The following is a 16,508-nucleotide window of genomic DNA, read 5'->3' on the forward strand; positions in this document are numbered from 1 at the left end:
TTGCAAAAGTATAAAAGATAAAGGGTACTTTGGCAGTTATCTAACTTTTCATTAGATACTAATTAATGTATATATCGTAAAATCTAGCTGTTATTGCTAAAAAAGAAGATCATTCTTTTACTTTCTTCCATTTATGTACACCGCCACCGCCTTTGTATTTTATATAAAGTACACCTTGATCTTCTGGCTTTGTCCATATCTGACACTCTGATACTTTTCCTGTTTTGATATCTGTAAATTTTCCTTCTACATATTTCTCACCAACTTTCTTTAATCCTTTCAAGATTACTAACCCTTCTACTTTTTGATTCTTATCATCGCCTCTACATTCGTAGCATACTGCATCTCTTTCTGATTGTCGTAGCATTCTGTCTATGGTTCCAAAAACTTTATTTTTGATAACATATAATTGTACTATATTGATCGCTACTCCTGTCTTTTTATCAAATGTTTTCCATTTACCTAATACAGGGTTAGGCTGATAAGAAGCTAATAAGTTTGTTTTTAATTCTACATTTACGGGATTCTCTCCCAGCCAAATTTTAAACAATGCTTTTTTAAACTCCAAACTTTTTATCGTTCCTAATTTTTCTTTGTTTTTGTACAGTGTAAGTTCTCCTCCCTTTTTATGTAAAATTTTGAAAATATCAAACTTGTTAATCTCTGATGGAAGGAGATTTAAAAAATCTCTAATTTGATTTTCTAATAGATAACTATTACCGTCTGTAGCTCTCTCTAATCCGTTTCTTATAATTTCTTTGAACTCTTTTCTTGAAAAAGATGAGGTAAGTTTTAATACAACTGCCATTGTATCATCTTTTTCGGCTACTTTTATCCCATCTTCTACGCCGTCAACTTCAAAATCGAGATACAATGCCATCGCATAGAGTTTTTCTCTGGCTCCGGCACCATTAAGCATTAGCTCTGATCCCTCAAACGTATCTGAATCGTTAAAATAAAGACTGCCAACCTGGGTTTGCGAAAAGGTAATAAGGGTAATAAAAAACGTAAAGTAACTGACTATAATTTTCATTAGACATATTTAGGTTTAGTTCTTTTTTATTTAGGGCTTAAAAAAAGCAGCACAAATCTATAAAAATCTAAAATGATAGTTTTACTTTACTATAAAGAATCAATAAAATATCATTTATTTAACAAGAAGTACCTTACAAGTGTTTAATTTTTAACATAATAATAAAAAATCCTGTTGCGCAAAAAACGCAACAGGATCATTATTTTGATACTATATCGGAAATTTTATATAATTAGCATGGCATCTCCATACGAATAAAATTTATACTTTTCTTTTACTGCTTGATCATAGGCTTCTTTTACAAAATCATGTCCTGCAAATGCAGAAACCATCATAAGCAAAGTAGATTTTGGTGTATGAAAGTTAGTGATCATACAATTGGCAATACTAAAATCATAAGGAGGAAATATAAACTTATTTGTCCACCCTCTAAATTCATTTAATGTTTTTTCTGAAGATACTGAACTTTCTAAAGCTCTCATAACGGTAGTACCTACTGCACACACTTTTTGCTTACGCTCGATTCCTTGGTTTATAACATCTACAGCTTTGGCAGTTATATAAGCTTCTTCACTATCCATTTTATGTTTAGAAAGATCTTCTACTTCTACCGGGTTGAAAGTTCCCAAACCAACATGCAAAGTAATTTCTGCAAAATCTACCCCTTTGATCTCTAATCTTTTCATAAGATGTTTAGAAAAGTGTAATCCTGCTGTTGGTGCTGCTACCGCTCCTTCATTTTTGGCATATATTGTTTGATATCTTTCTTCGTCTTCTGGCTCGGTATCTCTTTTTATATATTTTGGTAATGGTGTCTCTCCTAAATCATTTAGTTTTTGTCTAAATTCATCATAAGACCCATCATATAAAAAACGTAGTGTACGTCCTCTGGAAGTAGTGTTATCAATTACTTCGGCTACTAGACTTTCATCATCCCCAAAGTATAATTTATTTCCTATACGAATTTTTCTTGCAGGATCAACTAATACATCCCAAAGACGAGTTTCAGAATTTAACTCGCGTAACAAAAACACTTCAATTCTAGCCCCTGTTTTTTCTTTATTCCCGTATAATCTAGCAGGAAAAACCTTGGTATTATTGACAACCATTACATCATTAGGCTCAAAATAATCTATAAGATCTTTGAACTGTTTATGTTCTATAGTTTGCTCTTTACGATTAAGAACCATTAGACGAGACTCGTCTCTATTCTCTGCTGGATACTCAGCCAACAACTCTTGCGGAAGGTTAAAATTGAAATGTGATAACTTCATTAGTGTCTATATTTTTTGAAGTTGCAAATATACAATCTCAGAATAGGGGTTGTCAAGTAAATGAGCACATATTTGTATATTACTTACTATGTTGTTTTTTAAAAAGTTTCTTCGAAAGAAGTCTAACTCTCAACAATTGACACTATTTTATTGCTATGACAAAGCATCACAAAACATACAGATACGCTAATCGGTAATCAAAAAGCCCAATTTTTTTAAATCTGACCAAAAATCCGGGTAGGATTTAGAAACTACATCTGCTTCTTCTATATATAAAGTAGTTCTCAAAGCCAAAGGAGCAAAGGCCATTGCCATACGATGATCATGATAAGTCGCAATAGATATGCCTTCTTTAATCTCGGTACGCGGATACAGCTTTAAACTATTGTCTGTAATTTCTACTATTCCTCCTAATTTTTCAATTTCAATTTTTAAAGCTTCTAATCTATCTGTTTCTTTAATTTTTAATGTATGAAGCCCTGTTAAATAACAACCTAGCCCTAATCCAAAACAAGTCACAACAATAGTTTGAGCAATATCAGGGCAATTTGATAAATCTAATCCCTCAGGAATTCCTGTAACTGATTCGGAAGTTTTAGTTAATGTTATAGTATGCTCTCCAAAAGCTGTTTCTACACCTAGGTTTTTATATATTTCTACCAGAGCGGCGTCTCCTTGATAACTCTCCTTTTTATAACTTCCTATAGTTACAGAACCATTATTTGATAAAGCAACGATACTATAAAAATAAGAAGCAGAACTCCAATCGGATTCTACAACTATGTGTACAGGTTCAATTGATTTGTAATGCTTTATTGTTATTTTATTATTTTCAAAAGTGCCTTTTATTCCAACATCCTGTAATAGACTAAGTGTCATTTTTATGTAAGGCACTGAAGTGACTTTGCCTACTAAAGAGATCTCTAATCCATTAGGTAATGATGATGCGATAAGCATTAAAGCAGAAATATATTGACTGCTAATATTAGCTTCTAGTGATACTGTGTTGGTATCGGGTTGCTTACCTAAAATTCTGATTGGAGGGTAACCTTCTTCATTTTCATATTGAATAGTACAGCCAATTTTTTGTAATGCTTCGACCAAAATTTTAATCGGCCTCTCTTGCATTCTTGCACTTCCGGTAAGTACTGTTTCTTTACCTTTCTGTATTGCAAAATAGGCTGTAAGAAATCGCATTGCCGTACCCGCATGATGAATATCTACTATTTGATCATTACTTATCAATGCTTTTTGCATAAGATTTGAATCATCACTATTTGAGATATTTTCAATAGTAATATTGGGATATAGAGCTTGAAGAATTAATAGTCTATTGGTTTCACTTTTTGATCCCGTAACTTGCAATGTATTATTTGTGATGTTTGTAATCTGTGATAGCTTCAAACTCATGTTATCGTTTTGATTTTAATTTTCTCAATTCAAAATAATATGCCATAATCATTCCATACAATACCCCTCCTACAATTCTGGATATGATATATCTAACCCAATTTTGGTTAGCTATTCTTTCGGTAATAAACGCTTCCCATCCTAAGGTACTGTATTGCATAAAATACTCTATAATGCTGTAAATAAAAATAAAGCCTATACCGATAAAGCTAACAGACATCCAATATTTTTTTGAGGATAGTATCGTAACAAACATTTATTTTAATTTTTCATTGTTATGATGACGATCATGATCTCTTTTGGTTTTAATATCCAATTTTTTGTCAAATGCTTCTTGAAGGTCAATTCCTGTTTGATTTGCCAGACACAATACTACAAACAAAACATCTGCCAATTCTTCGCCCAGATCCTTATTTTTATCGCTTTCTTTTTCACTTTGCTCTCCATATCTCCTAGCAATAATTCTTGCTACTTCTCCTACTTCTTCTGTAAGTTGAGCCATATTAGTAAGTTCATTAAAATATCTTACCCCATGGATTTTAATCCAATCGTCTACAGCATGTTGCGCATTTTGAATATTCATTATCTATATTTTTTTTAATACAACCTGATCACTTTCTTTTTCTATAATTTGACTATAAAACTGTTTCAAAACAGGATAATAATCTGCTGTTACAAATGGAACGTTCAAAGTTTCTGTTATACTAACCTGAATTGAGTTACTAGTTTTATTAATTCTATAGACAAAATTACCCATATTTTCTGGTAATCTAAATGCTGAACTCTTTGGAATTTCTACAATTTCATAATTTTCAGGAATTTTTATAGAAATCATCATTGTATTTGAATATCCAAAACCAAAATCAATTGGATATCTTCTTTCTTCAGACTTAAATACATTTTCTTTATCTCTTAAAAATAATAAAGGAGAAAAAAACATTTCATCATCGATCACTTCTACTTGATTATCCAAATTAAAATCAAAACGTTCTATTACAGGTTTACCAAGTTCACGCATACCCTTCGCCTCATAATTATCTAAAGTATTGATCTCATATTTTTGTTTTAATCTTTTGATCATTGTTTCTTGGCTTTCAGCACTATAATTTAATCTGAAGTTATGGGCTAAATAATCTTTATAGTATAGATTTGTCTTCCCTTTTACAGCACCATCAGAATCAACTTCGCATTGAATCCCCAGCCTATTTAAAGAAGGTGTTTTAGGTCTAAAAGTAACTAATCTAGTGGAGCCATTCTCTGATATAATTCTACCAGAACCGTGAATCACTCTATTTGGGAGAATGTTTGGTTCTCCATATTTATCAGTCGCATCAAGATACATATATTTATCCCCCAATTGTACTCTTGCAACTACGTAGTCAAAACCTTTTAATGTTGGGAACAGAGCTGTAGTTTTTTTAATAGAACTTACCAAAACAGGTGTAGCTTTTATTTTAGCATATTTGAGCATTGCTATAAGTATAAAATTAACCTCGGCTGCATTACCTACACCTTCTTTGTAAGCTTTTTTAACTCCATGATTTGAAACAACACTATATTTTTCATTCCAATTCATTTTTGTTTTTACAAAATTATATATGAGCGCTGCTTTTTCTACGGGAGAATCTATGCTTTTTAGTAATTGTTTTAAATCTTCTTTAAAATAACTTGTCTTTTCTAATTCACCGCCAAATCTAGGGTCTTTGTATATGGATTTTACAACTGCTTCCCATGTTGTTGAAAAGTTTTCTAGTTTACTATTTGGAAATTTCACAAATTGTAACTCAAATACAATAGACGACAAATAATTATCAGGATTTCCACTATAGGGTTCTTCTCTAAAAGCAGGTACATCTTGTGAAGTAATATTGTAAACATTTACTCTATGATCAATATCTCTACTCGAAAAATTAGTAGACGAAGGAGTAAACCCTTGTCCTCCTGATCTTGTCTTTGATGTTAATGTTATTTTACTATTAAAACTTGACTCTTTAAGTTGAATCGGTAAATATCCTGTTGTAAACTTTTTAAAATTAAAATATTCTGGTATTTGGACAACCGTTTTAAGTTGTTTGATAGGAATAGTATTTTGCAAATACATTTTGTCAATACTATAATAAAAAGGCGATATAATTTTGTATTTATAATCTATGACAGAACCTTCTTTTAAAGAAGGCATTGTAAATTTTACCTGATTATTATATTCAGAATACTCTTCTTCAAAAATTTCACTTTTTTTAAGTTTTGTTTCTTCTATAGCACCGTCTTTTAAATTATAGGTGATTCCCTTTAAACCTGAAATTTTCTCTGCATTACTATTTTCTTTGTATAAATAAATTTCATGGGTCGCATGATCAAAACCCTTATTATTATATATTTTAATTCTTCTAAAAACTTCGGTGACTATTCTAAATCCGTTTTGTTGCCCAAAATCATAATATATTTTTTTATTTTCGAACAGAACAGCAGCATTTGCAGTACTATCTCCTTTGTATGATTCCTCAAGAAGTTCTTCTTTGGTTATTTTACCGAATTTATATTCTTGTGCATGACTTTTAAGTGATATAACAACGGTAAATAAAAAGGCTAATAAAAAGTAAAAATTCTTCATAAAATTAATTGGTTAATGTGCTTAAATTTGTTTCAACACTATCTTAGAATGGTCTATTTTTTTGATTTCTGATCTAAATTTTCTATAATTTTCATATTCTTCTTTAGGATAAGTCCCATCCGTAATTTTTAAATATCTTTTGAATCGAATCTGTGAGTCTTTAATTTTTTCTAATTCATAAGTATATAAGCCAAATTTGGTTTTTAATTCTCTTTTTTCTGGTAAACTATTGATTTGATATCCACTGGGAAGGTTAATTATATATTCATCTGTATTCACATACCCCCTGGCTATTATTAAAGAGGTTTGCCTATCTTCATATTGAGGGAAATTACTTTGATCTCTACTAAAAACATTTGGAACAACTAATAGTCTTGATCCAACCTTTTTGGTATATCCTTCACACGAAATATTTAATTTCTCTGTAAAAACAATATCACTTTTATCGTCTTGGTATTTAATCGAATTCACTTTTAAATCATTCAAATAATCCCAATACTTTTTGTAATAAAGTTTTTGATCTTTAGGATTTTGGTATTGAATCTTATAATTCCAATCATACTCCAATCCTTTAGATTTTTTTATATAATCAGAAACTAATTTTTTATCCGTGCCTAAGTGTATGGTAGCATCAACATGATAATGATTATCTTCAGAACCATACTTCTTTGTTCTCTTTATTTCTCCACCTTCAGGCATGATGACCAACACATTTCTGTCATCTGTAAAATCTCCGATAAAATTAAATGGTGTATTTTGACTTGTGCATTCCAACCAAATATCTTCTTGTTCATCAGGGATATTTAAGATTACATGATTTCCTTGCATTGATGCAAATTCTTTATCGATATCAATTTTTTTGTCTGCATGAACAATTGTATAATAAGAAGTAATCCCCTGGCTATTAAGTAAGGCTTTGGTATAGTTAGTAAGCGCTTTGCAATCTCCATATCCCAATCGATCTACATCACTTGCCAAAAATGGCATCCATCCTCCTATTCCTAGTTGCACACTAATATATCTAGTCTTATTCTGAACATATTTATAAATCAACCTTGCTTTCTCTTTTTTTGTCTTTGAGTTCGCAACTAATTGTTTTATTTCTTCTATAGTTTCTTGGGGTAACTCATCTCTTCCCAAAATTAATTTGTCATATTGCCACTTACCAAAAGTTTTCCAATCTGAGGCATGTCCTTCGATTCCTTTTAAAGAAAAATCGTTCAAAGCAACCTTAACTCTAGGCACTCTTTCCAATCTTAAAGGACTTAACACTTCTGGAATAACCGGTTGCACATTAGAAATTAAAAACACCTCATCACTTTCTCCTTTTTTTCTTTCAACATTATATCCATCAAAATTAATTTCTTTGATTCTCAATTTTATTTTTGAAGGATTTAAGAGTTTATAAGAAGATTTTTCTATACCTAACCTATAATTTGAAATAGGGTCCCAAGAATTTATAAAAGCAGTAGAGTTTTTTTCTACTTCACTTTCAAAAGCTATTGTATAAGGATATGCTACAGGAGTATATTCAAAGTACTTTACACGATCATCTATCATTAAAGAAACCCCATCATAAGAACTTCTGTCTTTGAAATCTTTCTTTTTATATTTTTTGATTTCTTTGCCATTTTTATCATATACTACTGCTTCAAGTTTTTTAATTTTTATTGAAGGATCATAACTTTCATAAGCATCTGCATTTTTATTACCATACTTATTCAAAATTGTTATCGTTCTCTTCGTTTTTATGGTAACAGAATGAATAGATTTTATGTCAACAATAATTTCTTCTGATCTTATTATAGCATTTGCTTCTTCTATTAAAGACGGGTTAATTTGTGAGGTTTGCAGGTTACTATCCTGAGCATTAATTTTAAAAAACACTAATACAAGGATAGCCACAAAAAATCGTAGTAATTTTTTATGCATATAAATCTTAAATTATTTAGGGGTAGTTTACTCTTTATTTTTTGTATCTATAATTATGGTTACAGGTCCATCGTTAAGCAGTGATACTTTCATATCGGCACCAAATATACCTGTACCAATCTTTTTTTTCAAATTCAATTCTAATTGTTCCACAAATTGTTCATACACAGGTATTGCTATTTCTGGTTTTGCTGCTTTAATATAACTAGGCCTATTTCCTTTTTTAGTACTAGCATGCAATGTAAATTGGCTTACGACAATAATTTCACCATCTACGTCCTGTATACTTTTATTCATTACTCCATTTTCATCTCCAAATATCCTTAGTTTTATTATTTTATTACATAACCAATCCACATCCTCTTTGGTATCTTCATTTTCGATGCCAATTAATATTAATAAACCTTGATTTATTTTTGATATTATATTTTTCTCTACTGTAACGGATGCTTCAGAAACTCTTTGAATTACTGCTTTCATATATCTATGTCACTTATATAAGAATTGTTACCTCTTATTTAAAAAAAATTATTCTTCATCATAATTATTTTTCCTGTAACTCGCTTCATCTCCTTCTAAAATCTGTAAGTAACTCTTGTATCTGGACCAAGCAATTTCTCCATTATCTAATGCTTCTTTTACTGCACATTTTGGCTCATTAATATGTAAACAATTATTAAACTTACAATTTGATTTTAATGCAAAAAATTCTGGGAAATAATCTCCTAATTCTTCCTTATCCATATCTACTACTCCGAACCCCTTGATCCCGGGTGTATCTATAATTTTTGATCCAAAACTCAAGTCAAACATTTCTGCAAAGGTTGTTGTATGCTGCCCTTGTTGGTGTTGATCACTTATTTGAGCCGTTTTCAAAGAAAGATCAGGAGCAATCGTATTAATCAAAGTTGATTTACCAACACCGCTATGCCCAGAAAACATACAAACTTTATCCTGCATTGCTTCTTTTACTTTATCAATATTTTTTCCGGTTTTTGCAGAAATCCCAATACATTCATATCCAATTTTGCGATATAAAGCTGCCAGATATTTTATTTCTAAAAGTTCATCTTCATTATACGTATCAATTTTATTAAAAAGTAGTATTGCTTTAATATCATAAGCTTCTGTGGTAACCAAAAACCGATCTATAAAAGAAGTAAATGTAACAGGGTTATTAAGTGTCACTAATAAAAAAACCACATCGATATTAGAAGCTATGATATGAGTTTGTTTAGATAAGTTTACAGATTTTCTTATGATATAATTCTGTCTGTCATGAATTTTCTCAATGATCCCTGTATGCCGATCATTGTTACTCTCTAATTTAAAATCCACATGATCTCCCACAGCTACAGGATTTGTACTTTTGATACCTTTAATCCTAAATTTTCCTTTTATACGACATTCGTATATGTTCCCGTCTTCTGTTCTTACGGTATACCAACTGCCTGTAGATTTATAAACAATACCTGTCATAACACAAATATGCAAATATTAATACGGTTAATAATCTTATTTCATTTATTAATTAAAAAAATTGAACATGTACCAGACAAAGATTCTTTGGCACGACTATTGATAAAACTGCTCATGTTATTAATTATAATCATCAAATTATGAAAAAACTATTATTTTTAGGATTAGCATTATTAAGTATTAATGTATCCATTGCTCAAGATACTTATGAATATCAAATTGTAACTGTTGTTGAATCTATAGTTCCTAATGGATTAGGTAGATCTAGAATGATCACTGCCAACGAAACAAGAGATTATAAAGAATTTACTTCTACTCGTACTGGTGAGGATGATAAGAGAAATAAATCTGATCGTGGAGACATTCGTGTAAAAGGTTTTGACGAAACTAAACTTTTGAACTTCTTTAACCTTGGTGGTATTCGTTTTCAAAACATTGCAGCAAATGATGCTCTTGTAATGTCAAAAATCAATACTATGGCTTCAGAAGGTTGGGAACTTGCATTTGTAAATAGTGGAGTTGAAGGTTATGCTGGTAAAGGTGATAAAAATGGTATTTACATTACTCGTTATACTTTCAAAAGAAAAAAATAAATCTTATTTAGATTATAAAAAATGGTTTGAATATAAAATTATATTCAAACCATTTTTTTTATTTATCATCTATCCTCTTGCTATCTTCTTTTGGTGATTAATAGATTCTTGATGAATTGCTTTGTAGATACGAAGAATGAACTCTTCGCTCAATCCATTTTGCTCTCCTTCAAGGATCATTCTTCCTAAAATCTCATTCCATCTTTTAGATTGCAGAATCGCTACATTTTGTTTTGCTTTTACTTTTCCTATTTCATCTGAAATTTTCATTCGTTTAGATAATATTTCAAGCAATTGATTATCGGCGATATCTATTTTAACACGCAGCTCATCTAATGCTTTTTGGTAGGCTTCATCCACACCAACTTCTTTACGAATTTTTAAATCTACCATATATTGTATCAAAGTTTCTGGTGTAATTTGTTGTTTTGCATCACTCCATGCATTGTCTGGGTCATAATGCGTTTCTACGATCATCCCATCAAAATTTAAATCCAATGCTGTTTGAGAAAGGTCAAAAATCAAATCTCTTCTTCCCGCAATATGTGACGGGTCTACAATCAATGGTAAATCTGGAAAACGATTCTGTAAATCAATAGGAATTTGCCATTCTGGGATATTTCTATATTTCGTTTTTTCGTATGTTGAAAACCCTCTATGGATTACCCCCAAATTTTTGACATTTGCCGTATAAAACCGTTCTACTGCTCCTAACCATAATGATAAATCCGGATTGATAGGGTTTTTGATAAGCACAGGATTTTCTATGCCTTTACAAGCGTCTGCTATATCCTGAACAATAAAGGGTGAAACTGTACTTCTAGCACCGATCCAAAGTACATCAACACCATGTTCTAACGCAAGTTCTACATGATGAGGAGTAGCTACTTCTGTAGCTATTTTCATTCCTGTTTCTTCTTTGGCTCTTTGCAACCATTTTAACCCCAATGCGCCAACCCCTTCAAAATTACCAGGACGGGTTCTCGGTTTCCAAATTCCTGCCCTAAGTACTGTAGCATCAGAATCTTTAAGTTGATGTGCAATTTTAACGACTTGATCTTCTGTCTCTGCGCTACATGGCCCAGCGATTACTAAAGGATGTTCCAGATTGTAAGCATCTAGCCAGTTTCTGAGTTCTTTATTATTTTCCATTTTTGATTTCTTTCTTTTTTACTGTAGGGTTATTGTTATTTTGTGTATTCATTTGTTCTCTTTAATTATCGCTTTTTTAAGCAATTCCTTTCAAAATCGTTCTTATATGGTTTGTATTTTCCATTTCTTTATAAATTTCTTCATAATCATTATTCTCAATAAGTTCTTTGAACTGATTAAGATTAGTAATATATTCTTCTAACGTTTCGATGACATTCTCTTTATTGTGTTTAAAAATTGGAGTCCACATGGCTGGTGAGCTTTTTGCTAATCGAACTGTTGATGCAAAACCACTACCCGCCATATCAAAAATATCTCTTTCGTTTTTTTCTTTTTCTATTACTGTTTTCCCTAACATGAAAGAACTAATATGAGACAAGTGCGATACATACGCAATATGTTTATCATGTGAAGCCGGATCCATATATCGAATTCGCATACCCAATCGAGAAAAAATTTCCATTCCTTTTTCTTGAAGTTTAAAAGCAGTTTTTTCGATCTCACAAATAATATTGGTTTTACCCCGATATAAGTTCGCGATAGCTGCTTGAGGGCCTGAAAATTCTGTACCTGCAATCGGATGCGCCGCAAGATAATTTCTTCTTTTATCATGTTGCTCTACACTAACACATAATTTCTGTTTAGTCGATCCTACATCAAACACGAGACAATCTTCATCAATCATATCCAATATCATAGGTAATATATTTACAGTAGCATCAACAGGGATTGCTACGATTACAATATCTGCCTGACTTATATCTTCTATTGTAGATTTATGGTCTATAATATTGAGTGATAATGCTTGATCGAGATGTGTTTCATTTTGATCAACTCCATAAATGACTGCTTCATCAAAAGCTGCTTTTATATCTATGGCAAATGAGCCTCCGATCAATCCTATTCCTATTACAAATACATTCATAGCAGTTAACTGATATCTATAATTTTTATAATTTTATTTTCTTTAAAAGAAAAGGTACTTTTTCCTTTTATATTCATTTGATCTCCTGCTTTTATATCTTCTGAAAGATCTACAGCCAAAATAGCTGAGTACTCAACTTCAATAACTATTGTATCACCAGTATGTTGAATTTCACGAATACTTTGATTTCTTTTGACAAATAATTTGGTTGCTTTTTCTGCCTGCTCTCTAAACGCATCAAGACCTTCTAAAGACAAAGTCACCTCATCATTAGTAACATTCTCAAAAACAACATCATTATGCAAAACAGATAGCATCATTTTTATATCAAATGCATTGTAGCCATTGATATATTCTTGTACCAGATGTTCTTGATTTTTCATGCCCTAACGGTTATGCGTTCAATTGCTGTTTTAATATCTTCTTTGGTCACACATAGAGAAAACCTAATATATCCTTTTCCATTAGATCCAAAAATATCTCCCGGTGCAATAAAAATATCTTGATCATATAAAATAGTATCAATAAATTGTATCGCATTGGTTCCCTCCGGAAGTTTAGCCCAAACAAACATCCCCACCATATTCGGATCATAAGAACATCCTAAAAGAGTGGCGAGCTCCCATATCAACACTCTTCTTTCTGCATAAATGGAATTCATTTTTTTATACCAATCTTCTGAAATTTGAAGTGCTGTTGCAGCTCCTTTCTGAATACCTTGCAACATCCCACTATCCATATTACTTTTAACTTTTAGGATCGCTTCAATTTTATCAGCACTCCCGTTTACCATACCTATGCGCCAACCTGCCATATTAAATGTTTTGCTCAATGAATTAAATTCTAATGCTACTTCTTTTGCGCCTTCAACAGATAAAATACTGGTTGGGGTATCATTTAAAATAAAACTGTATGGATTGTCATTTACAATTAGAATACTATGTTTTTTAGCAAAATCGATAAGTTTTTTAAACATTGTATTGGTCCCCGAAGCCCCTGTAGGCATATTAGGATAGTTAACCCACATGATTTTTACTTTATCCAAATTTAGTTTTGAAAGGCTATGAAAATCAGGCTCCCAATCATTTTCTTCTGTCAAATCATAAAAAACCGGAGTTGCCCCAATCAATTTTGTCACTGATGTATACGTAGGATATCCCGGATTCGGGATTAAAACTTCATCACCTTCATTAACGTATGCAAGAGAAACATGCATGATTCCTTCTTTAGAACCAATTAATGGCAAAATCTCACTATTAGCATCCAAAGAAACCTGATATTTTGATTGATAAAAATCTGCAATGGCTTCACGCAATTCCAGCAACCCCTGATAACTTTGATATTTGTGTGCTCCTTCTTGTAAAACAGCCTCTTGAATGGTTTGAATTACTTCTTTTGGGGGTGCCAAATCAGGGCTTCCGATCGCCATATTTAGGATCGGTTTTCCTGAAGCCATAAGGGATCGTACTTCTCTTAATTTCTTAGAGAAATAATATTCCTCTACAGTATCTAGTCGTTTTGCGGTTTGAATATTCATCCGTTTTGGTTTTTATATTCTCCAAGTATTTTTAATTCTAATGCCATGATTTTCAAAACAGAAATCGCTTTTTCGTACGCTTCATACTTTGTAAAGGTCACATCTACAAAAAAAGAATATTTCCATGGCATATCGATAATAGGTAGTGATTGTATCTTGGTAAGATTCAAATTACAATCGCTCATTACATTAAGTACTGTTGCCAGGCTTCCTCTTTTGTGATCTGTATGAAATTTTAAAGATGCTTTATTAATCTCTTCTTTAGGAACTCCCGAAGTACTACGAGTATTTAACACAAAAAATCTAGTGCTATTGGATTTGATCGTTTGTATATCTCTTGCCAAAATATCAAGTTGATAAATTGAAGCTGCTGTTTCTCCGGCAATGGCCGCTACTCCTTTTAATTGCTTATCATGAATTCTTTTGGCTACAGCTGCGGTATCAGAATCCTCTACTAATTTGATATGCGAGTGTTCCCTAAAAAACTCTTTGCATTGCAAAAGTGCCATTGGGTGAGAATATACTTCTTTGATATCCTTAATACTTTGACCCTGTAATGCCATTAAACAATGATGAATCGGCAAAAAATATTCTCCACTGATTGTAAGATCATGCTCATCGATATATGCATAGTTAGGAATAATCGACCCTGCGATAGAATTTTCTATCGCCATTACTGCATCTGTACTGTTACAATGTTCTAAACTTTGAACCAATTCTCTAAAAGACATACATTCATCTACTGCAACGTCATCTCCAAAAAAGGATTGTGCTACTTGATGATGATAAGAACCCTTAATTCCTTGTATTGCTACTTTAACTTTTTTTGAAGTCGCGTCATAAGTAGAGCGTTCTCCTTGTATGTCCAGACTTGTTTGTTTCATCAAAAGTTTACTTTTTTTAAAATAAGTTCAAAAAAAAATCCCGATAATATCGGGATTCTAGTTATATATTGTTCTAATTCATATTTACATAGAAATCCCGTTCTTACTTTTATAATAAAAGAAGAAATAAAATCGGTTCCAAGTAAATAAGTTACTGTTCATTGTTGTCTTATTTTTACATTGCTAATGTAGCTAAATCTATTACGATTCAAAATATTTTTTTGTTTTTTTCAATAACAAAAGAACATTATCACGAAAATTTAATTTTTAACCCTATATGATTAAAGAATTTTAAACAAAAGTTAGATTACACTAAGAATATTTTAGATTTTCTGCAACTAACAAACGTTTGTGAACTCTTTATCAATCCTTTATATGCTAAATTCATGATCAACATTCTAAGAAAATGACCCTTATTTGAATCATTTTATGTCCTAAAAACCAAAAACTATCATAGTTATTTTACCTCTTAAACAAAAGGTATTACGAGATTACCTTTAATTCTTTTCCTATTTTGGTAAATGCTTTTACAGCTTTTTCAAGATGATGACGTTCATGCGCTGCAGACAACTGTACTCTTATCCTTGCTTTTTCTTTTGGAACAACCGGATAGAAAAATCCTATTACGTAAATACCTTCTTCTAATAGTTTTGCTGCAAATTCTTGTGCTAGTTTTGCATCATAAAGCATCACAGGTACTATAGGGTGATCTCCTGCAATAATATCAAAACCTGCTGCTGTCATTTCTGATCTGAAATATTTTGTATTTTCTTCTAATTTATCTCGAAGTGTGGTAGATGAATTTAATATATCCAACACTTTGATAGAAGCTCCTACAATAGACGGTGCAACAGTATTAGAAAAAAGATAAGGTCTTGATCTTTGTCTCAACATTTCTACAATCTCTTTTCTGGCAGCCGTAAATCCTCCTGACGCTCCCCCTAATGCCTTACCGTACGTACCTGTAATAATATCAATACGCCCCATAACATCTCTATATTCATGAGTACCTCGTCCCGTTTTCCCTAAAAACCCTGTAGAATGACACTCATCAATCATCACCATTGCTCCATATTGATCCGCCAGATCACATATTTTATCTAATTGTGCTATAGTACCATCCATAGAGAATGAACCATCGGTAACAATAAGTTTACGTCTCGAACCTTCTGCAGATTTCAGTTGTTTTTCGAGATCTACCATATTATTATGTTCATATCTAAAGCGTTTTGCCTTACATAATCGGATCCCATCGATAATCGAAGCATGATTCAAAGCATCTGAAATGATTGCATCTTCTGGTCCCAAAATAGGTTCAAAAAGTCCTCCGTTTGCATCAAATGCAGCTGCATATAGAATACAATCTTCCATTCCTAAAAACTCTGCGGTCTTACGTTCTAATTCTTTGTGAATATCCTGTGTTCCACAAATAAATCGCACAGAAGACAAACCATATCCATGAGAATCAATGGCTTGTTTACCAGCTTCTATAACATCAGGATGTGATGATAGTCCTAAATAATTATTAGCACAAAAATTAAGTACATCTTTTGCTTTGAGCGTATCTATCTCTGCTCCCTGTGGAGTAGTAATCACTCTCTCTGCTTTGTACAAGCCCGCAGCAGTAATTTCTTCTATTTCTTTTTGTAAATCGTCTTTTATATTTGAAAACATAATG

At 31.7% G+C, this 16,508-nt stretch carries 16 protein-coding genes; 1 reads left to right on the forward strand and 15 read right to left on the reverse strand.

All coding sequences use genetic code 11. The features are described 5' to 3' along the window. Window positions 1-109 precede the first annotated feature (109 nt). The 9 genes from FHK87_RS11370 to rsgA all read right to left on the reverse strand — a co-directional run bounded on the left by FHK87_RS11370 (window position 110) and on the right by rsgA (window position 9,739). On the reverse strand, window positions 110-1,033 hold the full coding sequence (locus FHK87_RS11370) for a chalcone isomerase family protein (protein ID WP_140592886.1): 924 nt from the start codon (window positions 1,031-1,033) through the stop codon (window positions 110-112). Window positions 1,034-1,257: 224 nt separating this feature from the next. Further along, window positions 1,258-2,307 carry a tRNA preQ1(34) S-adenosylmethionine ribosyltransferase-isomerase QueA gene (gene queA / locus FHK87_RS11375; RefSeq protein WP_140592888.1) on the reverse strand — a complete coding sequence of 350 codons (1,050 nt, stop codon included), beginning with the start codon at window positions 2,305-2,307 and terminating at the stop codon, window positions 1,258-1,260. Window positions 2,308-2,493: 186 nt separating this feature from the next. Further along, window positions 2,494-3,717, reverse strand: a complete 1,224-nt coding sequence (locus FHK87_RS11380) for a 3-phosphoshikimate 1-carboxyvinyltransferase (RefSeq protein WP_140592891.1) — start codon at window positions 3,715-3,717, stop codon at window positions 2,494-2,496. Window position 3,718: 1 nt separating this feature from the next. Then, a complete protein-coding gene (locus FHK87_RS11385) occupies window positions 3,719-3,937 on the reverse strand; it encodes a hypothetical protein (RefSeq protein WP_140592894.1) in 219 nt (72 codons plus the stop codon). A 36-nt stretch (window positions 3,938-3,973) separates the two neighbouring features. Further along, window positions 3,974-4,300, reverse strand: coding sequence for a nucleotide pyrophosphohydrolase (locus FHK87_RS11390; RefSeq protein WP_140592896.1), 327 nt, complete (start codon window positions 4,298-4,300; stop codon window positions 3,974-3,976). A gap of 3 nt (window positions 4,301-4,303) precedes the next feature. Then, a complete protein-coding gene (locus FHK87_RS11395; protein WP_140592899.1) occupies window positions 4,304-6,328 on the reverse strand; it encodes a DUF3857 domain-containing protein in 2,025 nt (674 codons plus the stop codon). A gap of 21 nt (window positions 6,329-6,349) precedes the next feature. Then, window positions 6,350-8,260, reverse strand: coding sequence for a DUF3857 domain-containing protein (locus FHK87_RS11400; RefSeq protein ID WP_140592901.1), 1,911 nt, complete (start codon window positions 8,258-8,260; stop codon window positions 6,350-6,352). A 27-nt stretch (window positions 8,261-8,287) separates the two neighbouring features. Next, window positions 8,288-8,740: a D-aminoacyl-tRNA deacylase gene (gene dtd / locus FHK87_RS11405; protein WP_140592903.1), complete on the reverse strand. Its 453-nt coding sequence runs from the start codon at window positions 8,738-8,740 to the stop codon at window positions 8,288-8,290. 48 nt (window positions 8,741-8,788) lie between these two features. Continuing rightward, window positions 8,789-9,739 carry a ribosome small subunit-dependent GTPase A gene (gene rsgA / locus FHK87_RS11410; RefSeq protein WP_140592905.1) on the reverse strand — a complete coding sequence of 317 codons (951 nt, stop codon included), beginning with the start codon at window positions 9,737-9,739 and terminating at the stop codon, window positions 8,789-8,791. 140 nt (window positions 9,740-9,879) lie between these two features. Here rsgA and FHK87_RS11415 point away from each other — a divergent pair, with 140 nt between their 5' ends. Continuing rightward, entirely contained in the window at window positions 9,880-10,332 is a 453-nt protein-coding gene (locus tag FHK87_RS11415) for a hypothetical protein (RefSeq protein WP_140592908.1), read from the forward strand. Between the two features lie 69 nt (window positions 10,333-10,401). On the opposite strand, the gene FHK87_RS11420 is transcribed toward FHK87_RS11415, so the two are convergent. The 6 genes from FHK87_RS11420 to kbl form a co-directional block, all read right to left on the reverse strand. Continuing rightward, a complete protein-coding gene (locus FHK87_RS11420; protein ID WP_140592910.1) occupies window positions 10,402-11,484 on the reverse strand; it encodes a bifunctional 3-deoxy-7-phosphoheptulonate synthase/chorismate mutase type II in 1,083 nt (360 codons plus the stop codon). A gap of 76 nt (window positions 11,485-11,560) precedes the next feature. Continuing rightward, on the reverse strand, window positions 11,561-12,409 hold the full coding sequence (locus FHK87_RS11425; RefSeq protein WP_140592912.1) for a prephenate dehydrogenase: 849 nt from the start codon (window positions 12,407-12,409) through the stop codon (window positions 11,561-11,563). A 5-nt stretch (window positions 12,410-12,414) separates the two neighbouring features. Beyond that, on the reverse strand, window positions 12,415-12,792 hold the full coding sequence (locus tag FHK87_RS11430) for a nuclear transport factor 2 family protein (protein WP_140592915.1): 378 nt from the start codon (window positions 12,790-12,792) through the stop codon (window positions 12,415-12,417). Beyond that, window positions 12,789-13,946 carry a pyridoxal phosphate-dependent aminotransferase gene (locus tag FHK87_RS11435; RefSeq protein ID WP_140592916.1) on the reverse strand — a complete coding sequence of 386 codons (1,158 nt, stop codon included), beginning with the start codon at window positions 13,944-13,946 and terminating at the stop codon, window positions 12,789-12,791. Before FHK87_RS11435 ends, FHK87_RS11430 begins: the two co-directional genes overlap by 4 nt. Continuing rightward, window positions 13,943-14,830 carry a prephenate dehydratase gene (locus tag FHK87_RS11440; protein WP_140592918.1) on the reverse strand — a complete coding sequence of 296 codons (888 nt, stop codon included), beginning with the start codon at window positions 14,828-14,830 and terminating at the stop codon, window positions 13,943-13,945. Before FHK87_RS11440 ends, FHK87_RS11435 begins: the two co-directional genes overlap by 4 nt. Window positions 14,831-15,313: 483 nt before the next feature. Then, window positions 15,314-16,504: a glycine C-acetyltransferase gene (kbl, locus tag FHK87_RS11445; protein ID WP_140592921.1), complete on the reverse strand. Its 1,191-nt coding sequence runs from the start codon at window positions 16,502-16,504 to the stop codon at window positions 15,314-15,316. Between the last annotated feature and the right edge of the window lie 4 nt (window positions 16,505-16,508).

Source organism: Aquimarina algicola (assembly GCF_006443095.1).
GTDB classification, from domain to species: Bacteria; Bacteroidota; Bacteroidia; order Flavobacteriales; family Flavobacteriaceae; genus Aquimarina; species Aquimarina algicola.